This window comes from Geodermatophilus sp. URMC 61, from assembly GCF_052931555.1.
This window is the reverse complement of sequence record NZ_JBRFHZ010000002.1, coordinates 5,504,930-5,518,630: the sequence shown is the minus strand read 5'-3', so window position 1 is coordinate 5,518,630 and position 13,701 is coordinate 5,504,930. Positions and strand designations below refer to the sequence as shown.

Here is a 13,701-nt window from a genome sequence, read left to right as displayed (position 1 = left end):
ACCTGGACAGTGCACAGGCGGACGTCGTGGCTCCCGAGCTCGCCGAGCCCGTGACCGAGGGAGCCCCCGGGCCGGGGGCCGACGTCGTCCCCCTCGGGGTCCCGGCGCAGGTGGACGACTACCAGGCCACCGTCGATGCGGTCCAGCTCGACGGCGACGCTGCCGTGGCCGCCGCCAACGAGTCCAACGAGGCACCGACCGGGCAGTACGTGACCGCCCAGCTGACCGTCACCTACACCGGGACCGATGAGGGCACGCTGGGCTGGGACCTGTCCGCCGTCTTCCACGGCAATGACGCCCGCCAGTACAGCGACGCGGACTGCATGGCCGTGCTCGCCGACGACGCGATGGACGCGCCGACCCTCAACCCGGGTGGCACGGACACCTTCCAGTTCTGCACGGACGTCCCGCCAGCGGCGATCCCCGGCGGGCAGCTCTCCGTCGAGCCGACGATGAGCATCGACGACGAGCGGGTCTACTACGCCGTCCAGTGACCCCCGCGGCCCCGTCTACGGCCCCACCCTGAGCCTGCGAAGGGTGGGGAGGACGGGTCCTGTTTCAGGCGACGGACTGCAGGCGCTCGCGGGCCAGCCGCTCGACCAGCTCGGGCAGCGCGGTGGCCGGCACCCCGCTGAGGTCCTGACGGCAGGTGCGCACCACGGTGCCGATGACCTGCGGGCGCAACCGCGTCTGGAACTCGTCGGCGAGTCGGGCCACGGCCTGCTCGACGGCGGGGTCTTCGGTCAGCGTCATGCGGGGGCGCCTCCGTGCGCGCGGGATCAGGTCCATCCGGACGTCAGCGGCGCCGGCCTCCCCACCCTGAACGGCGCGGGCGGCACGCACCAGGGACCAAGGTCATACGCGCAACGCAGGGTTGCGGATCGCGACCGGGCGGGACGAGGGTGAGCATGGGTCCGACGCGAGGAGGCTCGGGTGCCTTTCCAGGACCGCAGGGACGCGGGTCAGCAGCTGGGGCGCCGGATGGCGTCGCTCGCCGGTCGGGACGTCGTCGTGCTCGGGCTGCCGCGCGGCGGAGTGCCGGTGGCCGCCGAGGTCGCGCGCGCTCTGGGCGCCCCGCTGGACGTCGTCCTCGTCCGCAAGCTCGGCCTGCCACGGCGCCCGGAGCTGGCGATGGGCGCGGTCGGCGAGGACGGCGTGATCGTCCTGAACGAGGACGTGCTGCACGCCGGCCGGGTCGACGAGGCGACCCTCGACGACGTCGTACGGCGCGAGCGAGCCGAGCTCGAGCGGCGGGCCCGGCAGCTGCGCGGCGACCGGACACGGCTGTCCCTCGAGGGCCGGACGGCGGTGGTGGTGGACGACGGCATCGCGACCGGCGCCACCGCCCGGGCCGCCTGCGCGGTGGTCCGGGCGCACGGCGCGGCGCGCGTGGTGCTGGCCGTCCCGGTCGGCTCGCCGCGCGCGCTGGCCGAGATCGCCCCGACGGTGGACGAGGTGGTCTGCCTGGAGAGCCCGCAGCGCTTCGCCGCGGTCGGGCAGGCCTACGCCGACTTCCGGGCGACCGACGAGGAGGAGGTCCTCGCGCTGCTGCACCGTCCGGTCCCGGCGTCCCCGGCGGGGACCCCCGTCCCGCGGGACGACGACGTGGTCGCCGACGCCGGCCCCGGTGGACTGCCCGGGCACCTGACCGTCCCCGAGCACGCCGGGGGGCTGGTCGTCTTCGCCCACGGCAGCGGCAGCGGCCGGCACAGCCCCCGCAACCGCGCCGTCGCCGAGGTGCTGCACTGCGCGGGGATGGCCACGCTGCTGGTCGACCTGCTCACCCCGGCCGAGGAGGCCGCCCGCGGCCCGGTGTTCGACGTCGAGCTGCTGGCCGGGCGGCTGGCCGAGGTGGCCCGCTGGGCGACGGCCGAGCCGTCCTGCGCCGGCTTGCCCCTGGGGTACTTCGGCGCGAGCACCGGCGCGGCGGCGGCCCTGGTCGCGGCGGCGCGGGACGAGACCGTGCGGGCGGTGGTCAGCCGCGGCGGCCGCCCCGACCTGGCCGGCCCGGCGCTGGCCGAGGTGCGGGCGCCGACGCTGCTGGTCGTGGGCGGCCGCGACCAGCAGGTGCTCGAGCTCAACCGGGAGGCGCAGGCCCGGCTGCGGTGTCCCAACCGGCTGGCCGTCGTGCCCGGTGCCTCGCACCTGTTCGAGGAGCCCGGCACGCTGCGGTCGGCCGCGGAGCTCGCCCGCGACTGGTTCGCCACCCATCTCGTCGGCGCGGCTCCCGCCGAGCGACCCGTCGGGCAGCAGGCCGACCAGCCGGCGGCCCCGTCCTGAGCCTCCCCGCGAACTCGCGGGGTCCCGTCACGAGCCGGCGAGCGGCGGGGAGGTCCTCCTCAGGCGAGCGCGATCGACAGCACCGTCGCCGCGACGGTGAGCAGCATCGCGAGCACCACCACCGCGGCGACGAGCCGCCGGCGCCGTTGCGCGTCCGGGCCACCGGCCCCGCCCATCCCCATCACGGGCCGCACGCTACCGCCGGCGGTGGACGGGTCCGCAGGGGCGGCGGCCCAGCAGCAGGGTGTCCAGCGCGGTACCGGCCGGTGTCTGCCGGCGCACCTGCTCCAGCCGGTCGACGTCGAGCAGCTCGGCCACCGGCGCCAGCCGCCGGACGCTGTACAGGATCGCCGGATCCTGCGGGCCGCCGACCCCGCGCGCGACGTTGTCGGCGTCGTGGCCGAGGACGAGCAGCCGCCCGCCCGGCCGCAGCCAGCCGACCGAGCGGCGCAGGAGGGCGGTGGTCTCCGCCTCCGGCAGGTGCAGGTAGGCGACGAGCACGAGGTCGAGGGACCCGGGCGGTGCGTCCCAACTCAGCACGTCGGCGGTCACCCACGTGACGCGGTCGGCACCGGGCCGGCCGCGGCCCCGGGCCAGGCCGGTGGCGGAGAAGTCGACCGCCGTCACCCGCCAGCCGCGCCCGGCCAGCCACAGCGCGTGCCGCCCCTCCCCCGCCGCCAGGTCGACCGCCGCGCCGGGCGGCACGTCCCGCAGCAGCTCGGCCACCAGCGCGTTCGGCTCGGCCGACCACTGTTGCTGCGCGGCGTAGCGCGCGTCCCAGTCCGCTGCCTGCACGCGCGCAGTGTGTCAGTGCAGGACCATGCCTCCGGCGACGTTCAGCGCGTCGCCGGTCAGGTAGTCCGCATCGCTCGAGGCCAGGAACATCGCGGCGCGGGCGACGTCGTCGGGCTCGCCGAGCCGGCCGAGTGGTGAGAGCGCCGACCAGGTGGCGACCTCGGGACGGCTGTGTGCACCCGGGTCGCTGGGTTGCACCACGTAGCCCGGGCACAGGCAGTTGACGGTGATGCCGTGCGGGCCCAGCTCGTGCGCAGCAGCCCGGGTGAGCGCCATCACCGCCGCCTTGCAGGCCGCGTAGTGGGCCTGCCCACCTGCAGCGGTGCCCCCGGCGCTGGCCACGTTGATCACCTTGCCGGGGCAGTCGTCGCCGGGTGCCCGGAAGGCGATCATGGCGCAGGCCGCGGCCTGGATGGCGATGAGCATGGACTGAGCGGGCATGGCGAAGGGTTCGCCCAGCTCCGCCGGGTCCATCTCGAGCAGCGGTGCGAAGCGCTGCACACCGGCGTAGTTCACCAGGACGTCGATCCCGCCGAGCCCGGCGATCGCCTTCTCGATCGCCTCCCTCGTGTCGGTGACGTCGGACAGGTCGACCCGGTAGGCGCGCCCGCCGACCTCGTCGGCCAGCCGCGTCGCCTCCTCGACGCGCGGGTCCAGGACGGCCACGGTGGCGCCCTCGGCGACGAAGCCGCGGACGATCGCGGCGCCGATGTCCCGCGCGCCGCCGGTGACGACGACGCGGCGTCCGGAGAGCCGGCTCACGCGGGCACCGTCCCGGTGCGTGCGCGGCCGGGGTGCTGCGGGGGATGGAGCATGGATCGTCCTCGTCCGGGTTCGGGTCGCGGCGCGCCGTACCCACTCCGGGGCCGCACCCACACCCCCGGCCGGCAGCCGGATCTGTACCGTTTCGCTGACGCCGGGGTGGACCAGGCGAGTGAGCTGCCGGACGGCAGGCCGCCACGCCCCTGACGGAGCACCCAGCAGCGGATGTCCCGCTGGATGTCGTACCGCCCTGCGAGGCTCCCGGCATGACCTCCGCGCGCGACCTGGCGCTGCTCCGGCTGGTGGCGCAGCGGGTCGCCGGGCCGCCTCCGGCGACGGCGACCGAGGCGGTCCGGCTGCTGACCTGCGTGCAGGGGCAGGACCTGCCCGGCGCGCTGACCTCGGTGGCCCTGCGGACGGCGGCGCGCACGCGGGCCGGGGTGGAGGCGGCGCTGGACGCCGGGGAGGTGGTCCGCTCCTGGCCGATGCGCGGCACGCTGCACCTGCTGCCCGCCGAGGACCTGCCCTGGATGCTGGACCTCCTGGGCCCACGGGTGCTGGCCGGCGCCGCGCAGCGGCGGGCCCGGCTGGGGTTGACCGAGGCCGACACCGAGCGGGCCCGCGAGCTGGTCACCGCGGCGCTGACCGGCGGCCGGCGCTGCGGACGCAAGGAGCTGCTCGCCGCGGTGGCCGACGGCGGCGTCGCCGTCACCGGGCAGCGCGGCTACCACCTGCTCTGGTACCTGGCGCAGACCGGCACCCTCTGCCTGGGGCCGATGGCGGGCGGCGAGCAGGCCTTCGTGCTGCTCGACGAGTGGGTGACCGCGCCCCGGCGGCTGGACCGGGACGCCGGCCTGGCCGAGCTCGCGCTGCGCTACTTCCGGGGCCACGGCCCGGCGACGGTCGCCGACCTCGCGCGCTGGGCCGGGCTGCCGGTGACCGAGGTCCGCGCCGGGGTGGCCGCCGTCCGCGACCGGCTGGCCACCGTGGAGGTCGACGGCCGCGAGCACCTGCTGGCGCCGGAGACCGCCGACCTGCTGGCCGCGCACCGCGCCGAGGCCGCCGCGCTCTCCCTGCTGCCCGGCTTCGACGAGTTCGTCCTCGGCTACGCCGACCGCAGCTGCGCCGTCCCGCCCGAGTTCGCCGACCGCATCGTGCCTGGTGGCAACGGCGTCTTCCGGCCGACCGTCGTCCACCGCGGGCAGGTGGTCGGCACGTGGGCCTGGACGGGGCGCGGGGCGAAGCGGACGGTGACCGCCACCCCGTTCACCACGTTCCCCGACGAGGTCGCCGCGGCGATCCCCACGGTGGCGGCCGCCCTGCCGTGAGCCGCCGGTACTCACGGACGACCAGGACCATGATCAGGAGGTCCAGCGCGGCGGCGGCCCCGAGCGCCCACGACCCGGTCCGCGCGGCCCGGTACGCCTCGTAGCCGATGAAGCCCGTGAGGACGGCGATCGCCACCGGGTACGCGGGGCGCAGCTCGCGCAGCAGGGCCACGACCAGGCCGAGCTTCAGCAGGCCGTGCAGGGTGAGGTAGACGACGGCGAAGGTCCGGTCACCACCGCTCAGCGCGGCCTCCCCCGCCGTGAACCGCTCGGCCAGGGCGCCGCGCGGGCTGCCCAGCAGGTGGTGCGCGACCACCCGCCGGGTCAGCTCGCCGAGCTCCCGGGGGCCCACCAGCGCCAGGGCGGCGCCGGAGAGCAGCTCGACCGCGCCGTCCAGTCCCTTGAGGAGCAGGGCGGCGCGCAGCAGCCGGTCGGTGGTCGTGCCCGGCATGCTCCTCGGGGAGGACCTGCAGCGTCCAGGCCCGCGGAGCCGCGCCCGGGCAGCGGAGAGGATGGGGTCGTGTCCGCTGCTCCACGGTCGACCCCGCTGCTCGGCCCGCCGCTGCCCGCCCTGTCGGCGCTGTGGCGGACCGGCGGCCGGCGCGGGGTCACCGCGGCGGTGTGCACGACACTGCCACTGGCCTGCGGCGTCGCACTGGGCCGGGCCGACCTCGGCTCGGCGGCGGCGCTGGCGGCCTTCACCTCCGTCTACGGGCACGCGCTGCCGTACCGGCGCCGGGCCGTCGTCGTCGCGGGCGTCGGCGTCGCGCTGACGGTCGCGAGCACGCTCGGGGCGCTGGCCGGCGGGCACCCGGTCGTCCTCGCGCTGCTGTGCGGCACGCTGGCCGCCGCGGCCGCCGCGGCGACGGTGCACTGGCGGATCGGCCCGCCCGGACCGCTGGGCCTCGTGCTGGTCGCCGGTGGGTCGAGCGCGCTGGGCACCGGCCCGGCCGACCTCGGCGCGCACGCGCTGGCCGCCGCGGCCGGGGCGACGCTGGCCTGGGTGGGCTGCCTGCTGCCGTGGCTGTGGGACCCGACCGGCCCCGAGCGGCGGGCGCTGGACGCCGCCGACTCCGCGGTCACCGCCGCCGAGCGCGGCGGACCGGGAGCGCCGCTGCCCGGCGTGGTCGCGCACGCGGTGCGGGTGGCCGACGTCGCCGTCGGCACCGGCAGCCGACGGGGCGACGGCAGCCTGGGGAACCGCCTGGACGACGTCGAGCAGCGCTTCCTGCGGGCGCTGCCGGTGGTCGGACCCGACGTGGCCCTGCCTCCGGTCACCGGTGCTCCCGGGACCCGCTGGTGGCACGCCCCCGGGACGGCGACCGCGGTGCGGACCGGCACCGGGACCGCGGCCGCGGGCCTCTCCGCCGCGGCGCTGGGCCTGTCGAGCCCCTACTGGGCGGCGAGCACCGCGGTGAGCGTCCAGCTGGGCACCGACGCGCGGGCGACCCGGGCGCGGGCGCTGCAGCGGGCGGTCGGCACCGCGCTGGGCGTGCTGGTCGCCGGCGCGCTGGTGTGGGCCGACCTCCCGGTGGCGGTGGAGGTGCTGCTCGTCGCGGTGCTGCAGCTGGCCGTCGAGCTGCTCATCGCCCACCAGTACGTGCTGGCGGTCACCTGCATCACGCCGCTGGTGCTGCTGCTCGTGCACATCGGCGCACCGGGCCGCTCCGGCGCCGCCCTGGTGGTCGAGCGGCTCGCCGAGACCGGGGTCGGCGTCGTCCTCGCCCTCGTCGTGGGGCTCTCGCTGCTGCCCCGCGCGGCCAGCCGGCGGCTGCCCGGCGCCGTCCGCGCCACCACCGAGGCCGCCCGCGCCGCGGCCGCGGCGGCGCCGGGCGGCCCGGCCGACGACCGGCTGCGCGAGGCGCTGGTGCAGCAGGGCGAGGTGGCCGCCGCCGCCCGCGCCGAGCTGCTCCCCGGCCCGGCCGCGACGGCCTGGACGACCCGCGCCCGCACGGTCGCCGACCTCGGCTGGGGCCTGCTCGGCGCCCGGGCCCGGGGGGACGACGACCTGGCGGCGTCCCTCGGGCGGCGCCTGCCCGGCTGACCGCGGCTCAGCCCTGCAGCTGCTGCGCGAACCGCTCCAGGTCGTCGAGCACCAGCCCGGCGCCGAGCGGGCCGATCGCCAGGAACCAGCGGTCGTCGCTCACCTCGAGCGCCCGGCCCTGCTGGACCGCGGTCAGCCCCTGCCACAGCCCACCAGAGGTGATCTCCCCCGCGGCGGTCCGCCCCTCGTCGCCGTAGGAGGCGTGGAAGAGCACGTCACCATCGGCCTGGCCGATCTGCTCCGGGCTCACCTCGACGAAGGTCTCGGTGGTGCGCTGCACCTCGGGCCGGGCGAAGCCGACGTCGCCGAGGACGTCGCCGATGAACGAGCCCTCCCCGTAGAGCCGGACCGCCGAGCCGTCGAGGAACCGCACCACGCTCACCTCGGTGGCCGCCGGGTCGCCGTACAGGGCGCCCACCTCGGCGGCGCGCTCCTCGTAGTCGGCCAGCAGCTGCTCCGCCTCGTCCGACATGTCCAGCGCCTCCCCGGCCAGCCGCAGGTTGTCCTCCCAGGTCTCCCCGATCGCCTCGGCGAAGACGGTGGGCGCGATGCCGCTCAGCTGGTCGTAGATGGCCTCGTGCCGCACGGAGTTGGACAGGATGAGGTCGGGCTCCAGCGCGGCGATCTCCTCGAGGGCCGGCTCGGCGATCGTGCCGACGTTGGCGATCTCGGCCGGGTCGACGCCGGCCTCCTCGATGTAGGCCGGCAGCTCGTCGCTGACGCCGGTGCGCACGGCGCCGACCGGGGTGACGCCCAGCGCCAGCACCGCGTCCAGCTCACCGGTGTCGAGGACGACGACCCGCTCCGGGGTGCCGGTGATCTCCGTGGCGCCCGCCGCGTGCTCGACCGTGCGCACCTGCTCGGCCGCGGGGGACGGCGCCGTTACCGTCGTCCCCTCGTCCGCCGAGCCGCACCCGGCCAGCACCAGCCCCGACGCCATCGTGACCGCGCCCCACACCCTCGTGCGCACAGCCGCCCTCCTCCCGGCGCCGGTCCCTCCGACGCCGGGCTCAACTTAGGGCAGCCTTGCCTATGCTGGGTTCACCGGGTCGGCGCGCTCGACGACGAACACCGGGATCTCCCGCTCGGTCCGCTGCTGGTACTCCGCGTACGGCGGGTAGACGGCCACGGCCCGCTCCCACCACTGGCGCTTCTCCTCGCCGGCCACCTCGCGGGCCACGCCGTCCCACGGCTCGGGGCCGTCCTGCACGGTCACCTCGTCGGGGTGGGCGCGCAGGTTGGCCACCCACGCCGGGTCCTTCGGGGCACCGCCCTGCGAGCCGACCATCGCGTAGGCGCCCTCGTGCTCGACCCGCATCAGACCGTTCTTGCGGACCTTCCCGGTCTTCGCACCGCGGGTCCAGAAGACGGCGATCGGGATCCCGGTGTCGCGCAGCGTGTTGGCCTCCCGGCCTCCGGTCGCCTCGTAGCGCTCGACCTGCTCGCGCACCCACTCCTCGGGGCTGGGTTCGTACTCACCCTCCAACGGCATGCCCCGACCGTAGGTCGGCTACCGGCGCCCGGCCTGCGGAGCGGTGAAGTCGATGGTGTGCGGCACGAAAAAGCTCAGGTTGTCGGTGACCAGCCCGTCGCTCTCCCGGATGCCCAACCCGGCCGGCTCGCCGTCGACCACCCAGGCGCCGAGCACCGGGTGGTGCGGCCCGTCGACGCCGGCGAAGTCCGGCAGCGGCGCGAACTCCTGCACGATCCAGCCCTCGGTGCCGTACCGGCCGGGCAGCTCCACGGCCACCTGCCCGTCGCGGACGATCTGCACGTTGGCGCCCTCCCGGCCCCACAGCGGCTTGCGCACGTAGGTCCGCCAGGACGACGGCATCTCGTCGACGAAGTAGGCCGGCAGCAGCAGCGGGGACAGCGCCGGGTCGCTGCCGAACAGCTGCCAGAGCACCGGCAGCAGCGCCTTGGTGCTCCACAGCATCTTGTAGGCCGGCTCCACCCAGGTGGTGCCACCCGGACGGGCGGCATCGGCGAGGACAGCGGGGCCGAACTCGTCCTCGATCAGCCACTCCCAGGGGTAGAGCTTGAAGACCACGTCGAGGTGGCGGCCCTGTGGGTCGTAGAAGCGGCCGTCGCCGGAGTCCAGCGCGATGTCCTCGACCAGCAGCTCGATGGCCTGGTACCCGGCCTGGACGACGGTGTCCATGAGGTAGGCGACCGTCATCCGGTCCTCGCCGGAGCGCTCCTCCGACGTCCACGCCAGGTGCACCCGCGGGCGGACGCCGGTACGCCGCTCCCAGCGCAGCAGGTTGCGCTGCCAGGCGGCGACGAGCCTGTCGTGCAGCGCGTTCCACTGGTCGCGGCCCTGGCCGGTGAACAGGTGCCAGTTCCACTGGGTGACGGCGGACTCGACCAGGCCGGTCGGGGTGTCGGCGTTGAACTCCAGGAGCTTGGGCGGGCCCTGCCCGTCGTAGCGCAGGTCGAAGCGGCCGTAGACGCTGGGCGGCTCGGCCTCCCAGGTGCGCCGGATCTCCGGGCGCGCGATCGGCGGGATGCCCATCCGGTCGAACAGGTCGTGCTCGACGATGTGGTCGCCGGCGGCCACGCACATCTCGAACAGCTGGGCGACCCAGCCCTCGAGCCGCTCGACCTCCGCCATCGTGAAGTCGTAGAACGGCCCCTCGCGCCAGTAGCTGCGGACCTCGCCGCCGGGCAGCTCGGTGCGGTTGTAGACCAGTCCCTGGGCCTCGACCTCGGCCTCCCAGCCGGGGCGCACCACCCCCGCCTCGACGCGCCTCACGCCTCGCTCCCTCCCGCGTCCCGCGAGATCTGCACACTCGCGCTCTTCAGGCTGCTGATGACCGCCACTGTGCAGATCTCGCGGACGGTGGGAGCGCTCAGCTGCCCGCGCCGACGCCGGACCGGCTGCCGGAGTCGCTCCCGCCCACCCCCGAGCCGATACCGCCGGTGACCCGCGTGCCCGCGGACACCCGGCCGGTCGGGGGCAGGCCGGCACGCTGCCGGGCCGCGGTGTCGCGCGGGTCGACCCGGGTGCCGCCCCTGGGCAGCACGGTCCCGACCGGCAGCCCGGGACGGAAACCGCCCAGGTAGAGGAAGAACAGCCCCGCACCGGGGCCGCGGTAGTCGTCGTCGCAGTAGTCGTCGTCGACGATCTCGCCGTCCTCGTTCGTGCAGTAGGCGACCTGCTCCTGCTCCTCGTCCGTACCGCAGGCGGCGAGGAAGCCGGTGGCCGCGGTCGCCAGCACCGTCGTCGTCAGCGCGGCGCGGACGCGGTTGGAGACCGCCATGTGCTCTCCCGGTGTCTGAGGTGTGTCAGCCGACCCTAGATCGCCGCGGTCGGCCGGTGTCCTGCGCCGCACCCGGGTGCCGGATCCGGACCGGAGTCGTACGGTTCGGCCCTCAGGCCTATTCCTGCGCGGAGGCGCCGATGTCCGACCGCCAACCCCCCGAGATGGCCCAGGTCGCCAGTGAGACCGGTGCCAAGAAGATCCACCGCACCTGGGACCGCGTCCTGGTCAGTTCCTTCCTCGGCGGGGCCTACATCGCCTTCGGCGCGCTCGTGGCGATCACGGTCTCCTCCGGCCTGGACCCGGCCACGTGGGGCACGCTGCCCACGCTGTTCATGGGCGCGGCCTTCACCCTCGGCCTGATCCTCGTGCTCATCGCCGGCTCCGACCTGGCCACCGGCAACATGATGCTGGTCCCGCTGGGCGCGATGCACGGGCGGCTGAGCCTGGGCGACGTCGGGAAGAACCTCACGCTGGTGCTGGTGGGCAACCTGCTCGGCGCGCTGTTCGTGGCCTACTTCCTCGCCGTGCAGACGGGGGTCATCGGGACGCCGGGCGCTTCGGGCAGCGCGGCCCTCACCCACGACCGGCTGGTCTCGATCGCCGAGGCCAAGGCGCTGCACGAGTCCCCGTGGCAGGTCTTCCTGCGCGGCGTCGGCTGCAACTGGCTGGTCTGCCTGGGGGTGTGGATGTCCCTGGCGGCGTCCGCGGTCTCGGGCAAGGTGCTCGCGGTCTTCCTGCCGATCATGGCGTTCGTCGCCATGGGCTTCGACCACGTGGTGGCCAACATGTTCTTCCTGCCGGCGGCCATCTGGGCCGGTGTCCCCGGGATCGGCTGGGACGACGTGCTGCGCAACTGGCTGCTGGCGGGCGTGGGCAACCTGGTCGGCGCGGTGGTCTTCGTCGCGACGTCCTACTGGTACCTGTTCCTGCGCGACCAGCCGGCCGAGCAGCCCAGCCGGACGCCGGTCGGCGGGGAGGCCGCCGAGCGCGCATGACCCGGCGCCGCCGGGGGCACCGCCGCTGCGGATGGCACCGTCTCGGCGTGCCACACGACCGGGAGGGTGCCCAGCCATGAGGTACAGCGAGGGAGCGGACCTCGACCCGTCGGGCGTGCAGGACCGCCGGGGCGGCGGCCTCAGCGGCGGGCGCGGGCTCGCGGTCGGCGGTGGTGGACTGGGCCTGGTCGGCGTCCTCGTGCTCGTGCTGTTCCAGGTCCTCGGCGGGGGTGCGGGCGGCGGGACCGGCGCGGCGCCGAGCCAGCTCGGTGGCCAGCTCGGTGGCCTCGGTGAGGGACAGACCGCCGACAACACCCAGCTCGAGCAGCAGTGCCAGACGGGCGCGGACGCCAACGAGTCGGTCGACTGCGCCGTCGTGGCCGACATCGAGTCGATCCAGGACTACTGGTCCGGCGTGCTCGGCCCGGACTACCGGCCGACCGACACGGTCTTCTTCAACGGCTCGGTGCAGACCGACTGCGGCGGGGCGACCAGCGGCTCGGGACCCTTCTACTGCCCGGGCGACCAGCTGGTCTACATCGACCTGTCCTTCTTCGACACGCTGCAGCAGCAGTTCGGCGCGGAGGGCGGGCTGTTCGTCAACGCCTACGTGATCGCCCACGAGTACGGCCACCACGTGCAGAACCTGCTCGGGATCAACCAGCAGGTCACGCCGGGCGAGACCGGCCCGGCCAGCGGCACGGTGCGCCTGGAGCTGCAGGCCGATTGCTTCGCCGGCACGTGGGCCGACCACGCCGAGACCGTCCCGGACGAGTCCGGCCAGCCGCTGATCGCCGAGATCACCCAGGACGACGTGGACCGGGCCCTGGACGCCGCCGCCCGCATCGGCGACGACTTCATCCAGCAGAACCTGGGCGGCGGCACCGTCGACCAGGACGCCTTCACCCACGGCTCCTCCGAGCAGCGGCAGCGCTGGTTCACCACCGGCTACGAGACCGGCGACCCGGCGCAGTGCGACACGTTCGCCACCGACGACCTGGGCTGAGGGGAGGCCGCCGCCCGGCCACGGTGATCAGCTCAGTTGATCGTCGCGGCTCCTGGCTCGCGACTGGCGGTGAGCCAGGACCCCCGACGATCAGCTCACCTGATCGTCGGGGACGACGGCTCAGGCGACCTGGCCGACCGTCTGCTCGTCGGCCTCGACCGCGGCGTTCCACTCCGCCTTCTCGGCCCGCCAGCCCTCGTCGGTGCGGCCCAGGCGCCAGTAGCCCGACGCCGAGAGCCGCTCACGGGGCACCGCGCGCTCCACCCGCAGGTAGCGGCGCAGCTCCCGCACGAACCCCGCCTCGCCGTGCACGAAGGCGTGCACCGAGCCGGCGGGCAGCGCGGCCCCGCGGACGGCGGTGGCGAGCGCCTCGCCCGGCAGTCCGGCGCGGTGCACCCAGGTCAGCTCCGCACCGGCCGGCAGCGGCAGGGGCTGCTCCTCGGCGGCGTCGGCGACCTCGACGAACACCCGGGCCGGGGCGCCCGCGGGCAGCCGCTCGAGCGAGGCGGCGATCGCCGGCAGCGCGGTCTCGTCGCCGGCCAGCAGGTGCCAGTCGACCTCGCCGCTGGGCGCGTAGGCGCCGCCGGGGCCGAGCAGCTGCACCGGGTCGCCCGGCCGGGCGGCGGCGGCCCACGGGCCGGCCAGCCCCTCGTCGCCGTGGACGACGACGTCGAGGACGAGCTCGCCGGTGGCCGGGTCCCAGGCCCGCACGGTGTAGGTGCGCAGGCACGGCCACAGCTCGCGCGGGTGGTCCCGCTGCACGGCGTCCATGTCGAACGGCGCGGCGTAGGGCGCGCCGGCCGGCGGGAGCACCAGCTTCACGTAGGCGTCGGTGTACTCGGGCGCGAACCCGGCGAGGCCCTCCCCACCGAGCACCACGCGGACCAGGTGCGGGGTCGGGCGCGAGGTCCGGAGCACGGTGGCCAGCCGGGGCGTGCGTGGGCGGCGCGGGGCCTTGTCGGCCATGGGGCTCCCTCAGGTCGAACGTGGATAGGCAAGGCTCACCTTAGTCTCCGTTCCGGGGACGGAGAGCCGCGTCCGGGGAGGGGGCCGCGTCCGGGGTGCCCAGGCCGGTCCGTCACCCGCACGTCCCGCGCACGGATGGTGACGGTAGTCGACAGGGCATGTGTGGGTGATCGTTTGAGGGGTATCGCCTCGGCTGACCACGACGTTTGCCGAGGAGGAACGATGACTCACTCGATCGATGCCCCGTTCCCGCCGCCGC

General features: G+C 75.6%; 16 protein-coding genes. 6 read left to right on the top strand and 10 right to left on the bottom strand.

What is annotated here, in order from left to right; translation table 11 throughout:
- Positions 1-26: 26 nt before the first annotated feature.
- Positions 27-494 (top strand): hypothetical protein, encoded by a 468-nt coding sequence (locus tag ACU610_RS25960; protein WP_446770568.1) that lies wholly within the window; start codon positions 27-29, stop codon positions 492-494.
- A gap of 64 nt (positions 495-558) precedes the next feature.
- Here ACU610_RS25960 and ACU610_RS25955 read toward each other — a convergent pair whose 3' ends face one another.
- Positions 559-753 carry a three-helix bundle dimerization domain-containing protein gene (locus ACU610_RS25955; protein WP_446770567.1) on the bottom strand — a complete coding sequence of 65 codons (195 nt, stop codon included), beginning with the start codon at positions 751-753 and terminating at the stop codon, positions 559-561.
- Between the two features lie 180 nt (positions 754-933).
- On the opposite strand from ACU610_RS25955, the gene ACU610_RS25950 reads away from it, so the two are divergent.
- Positions 934-2,280 (top strand): phosphoribosyltransferase family protein, encoded by a 1,347-nt coding sequence (locus ACU610_RS25950; RefSeq protein ID WP_446770566.1) that lies wholly within the window; start codon positions 934-936, stop codon positions 2,278-2,280.
- A gap of 59 nt (positions 2,281-2,339) precedes the next feature.
- Here ACU610_RS25950 and ACU610_RS25945 read toward each other — a convergent pair whose 3' ends face one another.
- Genes ACU610_RS25945 through ACU610_RS25935 form a run of 3 tightly spaced genes read right to left on the bottom strand, consistent with a single transcriptional unit; the run spans position 2,340 to position 3,837 of the window.
- Complete coding sequence (locus tag ACU610_RS25945) at positions 2,340-2,465, bottom strand: hypothetical protein (RefSeq protein ID WP_446770565.1); 126 nt, start codon at positions 2,463-2,465, stop codon at positions 2,340-2,342.
- 10 nt (positions 2,466-2,475) lie between these two features.
- Positions 2,476-3,075 (bottom strand): class I SAM-dependent methyltransferase, encoded by a 600-nt coding sequence (locus ACU610_RS25940; RefSeq protein ID WP_446770564.1) that lies wholly within the window; start codon positions 3,073-3,075, stop codon positions 2,476-2,478.
- Positions 3,076-3,087: 12 nt separating this feature from the next.
- Positions 3,088-3,837, bottom strand: coding sequence for an SDR family NAD(P)-dependent oxidoreductase (locus ACU610_RS25935; RefSeq protein WP_446770563.1), 750 nt, complete (start codon positions 3,835-3,837; stop codon positions 3,088-3,090).
- A gap of 266 nt (positions 3,838-4,103) precedes the next feature.
- Here ACU610_RS25935 and ACU610_RS25930 point away from each other — a divergent pair, with 266 nt between their 5' ends.
- Positions 4,104-5,165 (top strand): winged helix DNA-binding domain-containing protein, encoded by a 1,062-nt coding sequence (locus ACU610_RS25930; RefSeq protein ID WP_446770562.1) that lies wholly within the window; start codon positions 4,104-4,106, stop codon positions 5,163-5,165.
- On the opposite strand, the gene ACU610_RS25925 is transcribed toward ACU610_RS25930, so the two are convergent.
- Positions 5,104-5,616 carry a DUF2127 domain-containing protein gene (locus tag ACU610_RS25925; protein WP_446770561.1) on the bottom strand — a complete coding sequence of 171 codons (513 nt, stop codon included), beginning with the start codon at positions 5,614-5,616 and terminating at the stop codon, positions 5,104-5,106. The genes ACU610_RS25930 and ACU610_RS25925 overlap by 62 nt on opposite strands.
- Positions 5,617-5,685: 69 nt before the next feature.
- Here ACU610_RS25925 and ACU610_RS25920 point away from each other — a divergent pair, with 69 nt between their 5' ends.
- Positions 5,686-7,209: an FUSC family protein gene (locus ACU610_RS25920; RefSeq protein WP_446770560.1), complete on the top strand. Its 1,524-nt coding sequence runs from the start codon at positions 5,686-5,688 to the stop codon at positions 7,207-7,209.
- 7 nt (positions 7,210-7,216) lie between these two features.
- Here the strand turns inward: ACU610_RS25920 and ACU610_RS25915 are convergent, their stop codons facing one another.
- The 4 genes from ACU610_RS25915 to ACU610_RS25900 form a co-directional block, all read right to left on the bottom strand.
- On the bottom strand, positions 7,217-8,179 hold the full coding sequence (locus ACU610_RS25915; RefSeq protein WP_446770559.1) for an ABC transporter substrate-binding protein: 963 nt from the start codon (positions 8,177-8,179) through the stop codon (positions 7,217-7,219).
- A gap of 60 nt (positions 8,180-8,239) precedes the next feature.
- Positions 8,240-8,701 (bottom strand): nitroreductase family deazaflavin-dependent oxidoreductase, encoded by a 462-nt coding sequence (locus ACU610_RS25910; RefSeq protein WP_446770558.1) that lies wholly within the window; start codon positions 8,699-8,701, stop codon positions 8,240-8,242.
- Between the two features lie 18 nt (positions 8,702-8,719).
- Positions 8,720-9,964: a glutathionylspermidine synthase family protein gene (locus tag ACU610_RS25905; RefSeq protein WP_446770557.1), complete on the bottom strand. Its 1,245-nt coding sequence runs from the start codon at positions 9,962-9,964 to the stop codon at positions 8,720-8,722.
- A gap of 97 nt (positions 9,965-10,061) precedes the next feature.
- Entirely contained in the window at positions 10,062-10,472 is a 411-nt protein-coding gene (locus ACU610_RS25900; protein WP_446770556.1) for a hypothetical protein, read from the bottom strand.
- Between the two features lie 140 nt (positions 10,473-10,612).
- Between ACU610_RS25900 and ACU610_RS25895 the strand changes: the two genes are divergently transcribed.
- Entirely contained in the window at positions 10,613-11,470 is an 858-nt protein-coding gene (locus ACU610_RS25895; protein ID WP_446770555.1) for a formate/nitrite transporter family protein, read from the top strand.
- 76 nt (positions 11,471-11,546) lie between these two features.
- Positions 11,547-12,476, top strand: a complete 930-nt coding sequence (gene ypfJ, locus ACU610_RS25890) for a KPN_02809 family neutral zinc metallopeptidase (protein ID WP_446770554.1) — start codon at positions 11,547-11,549, stop codon at positions 12,474-12,476.
- A gap of 120 nt (positions 12,477-12,596) precedes the next feature.
- Here the strand turns inward: ypfJ and ACU610_RS25885 are convergent, their stop codons facing one another.
- Positions 12,597-13,442, bottom strand: a complete 846-nt coding sequence (locus ACU610_RS25885) for a siderophore-interacting protein (RefSeq protein WP_446770553.1) — start codon at positions 13,440-13,442, stop codon at positions 12,597-12,599.
- Positions 13,443-13,701 lie beyond the last annotated feature (259 nt).

What these genes read in the sequence shown, in the direction of transcription:
- ACU610_RS25955 (WP_446770567.1), bottom strand. Translation starts at nt 753, where the DNA reads ATGACGCTGACCGAAGACCCCGCCGTCGAGCAGGCCGTGGCCCGACTC.
- ACU610_RS25930 (WP_446770562.1), top strand. Translation starts at nt 4,104, where the DNA reads ATGACCTCCGCGCGCGACCTGGCGCTGCTCCGGCTGGTGGCGCAGCGG.
- ACU610_RS25925 (WP_446770561.1), bottom strand. Translation starts at nt 5,616, where the DNA reads ATGCCGGGCACGACCACCGACCGGCTGCTGCGCGCCGCCCTGCTCCTC.
- ACU610_RS25910 (WP_446770558.1), bottom strand. Translation starts at nt 8,701, where the DNA reads ATGCCGTTGGAGGGTGAGTACGAACCCAGCCCCGAGGAGTGGGTGCGC.
- ACU610_RS25900 (WP_446770556.1), bottom strand. Translation starts at nt 10,472, where the DNA reads ATGGCGGTCTCCAACCGCGTCCGCGCCGCGCTGACGACGACGGTGCTG.
- ACU610_RS25895 (WP_446770555.1), top strand. Translation starts at nt 10,613, where the DNA reads ATGTCCGACCGCCAACCCCCCGAGATGGCCCAGGTCGCCAGTGAGACC.
- ypfJ (WP_446770554.1), top strand. Translation starts at nt 11,547, where the DNA reads ATGAGGTACAGCGAGGGAGCGGACCTCGACCCGTCGGGCGTGCAGGAC.
- ACU610_RS25885 (WP_446770553.1), bottom strand. Translation starts at nt 13,442, where the DNA reads ATGGCCGACAAGGCCCCGCGCCGCCCACGCACGCCCCGGCTGGCCACC.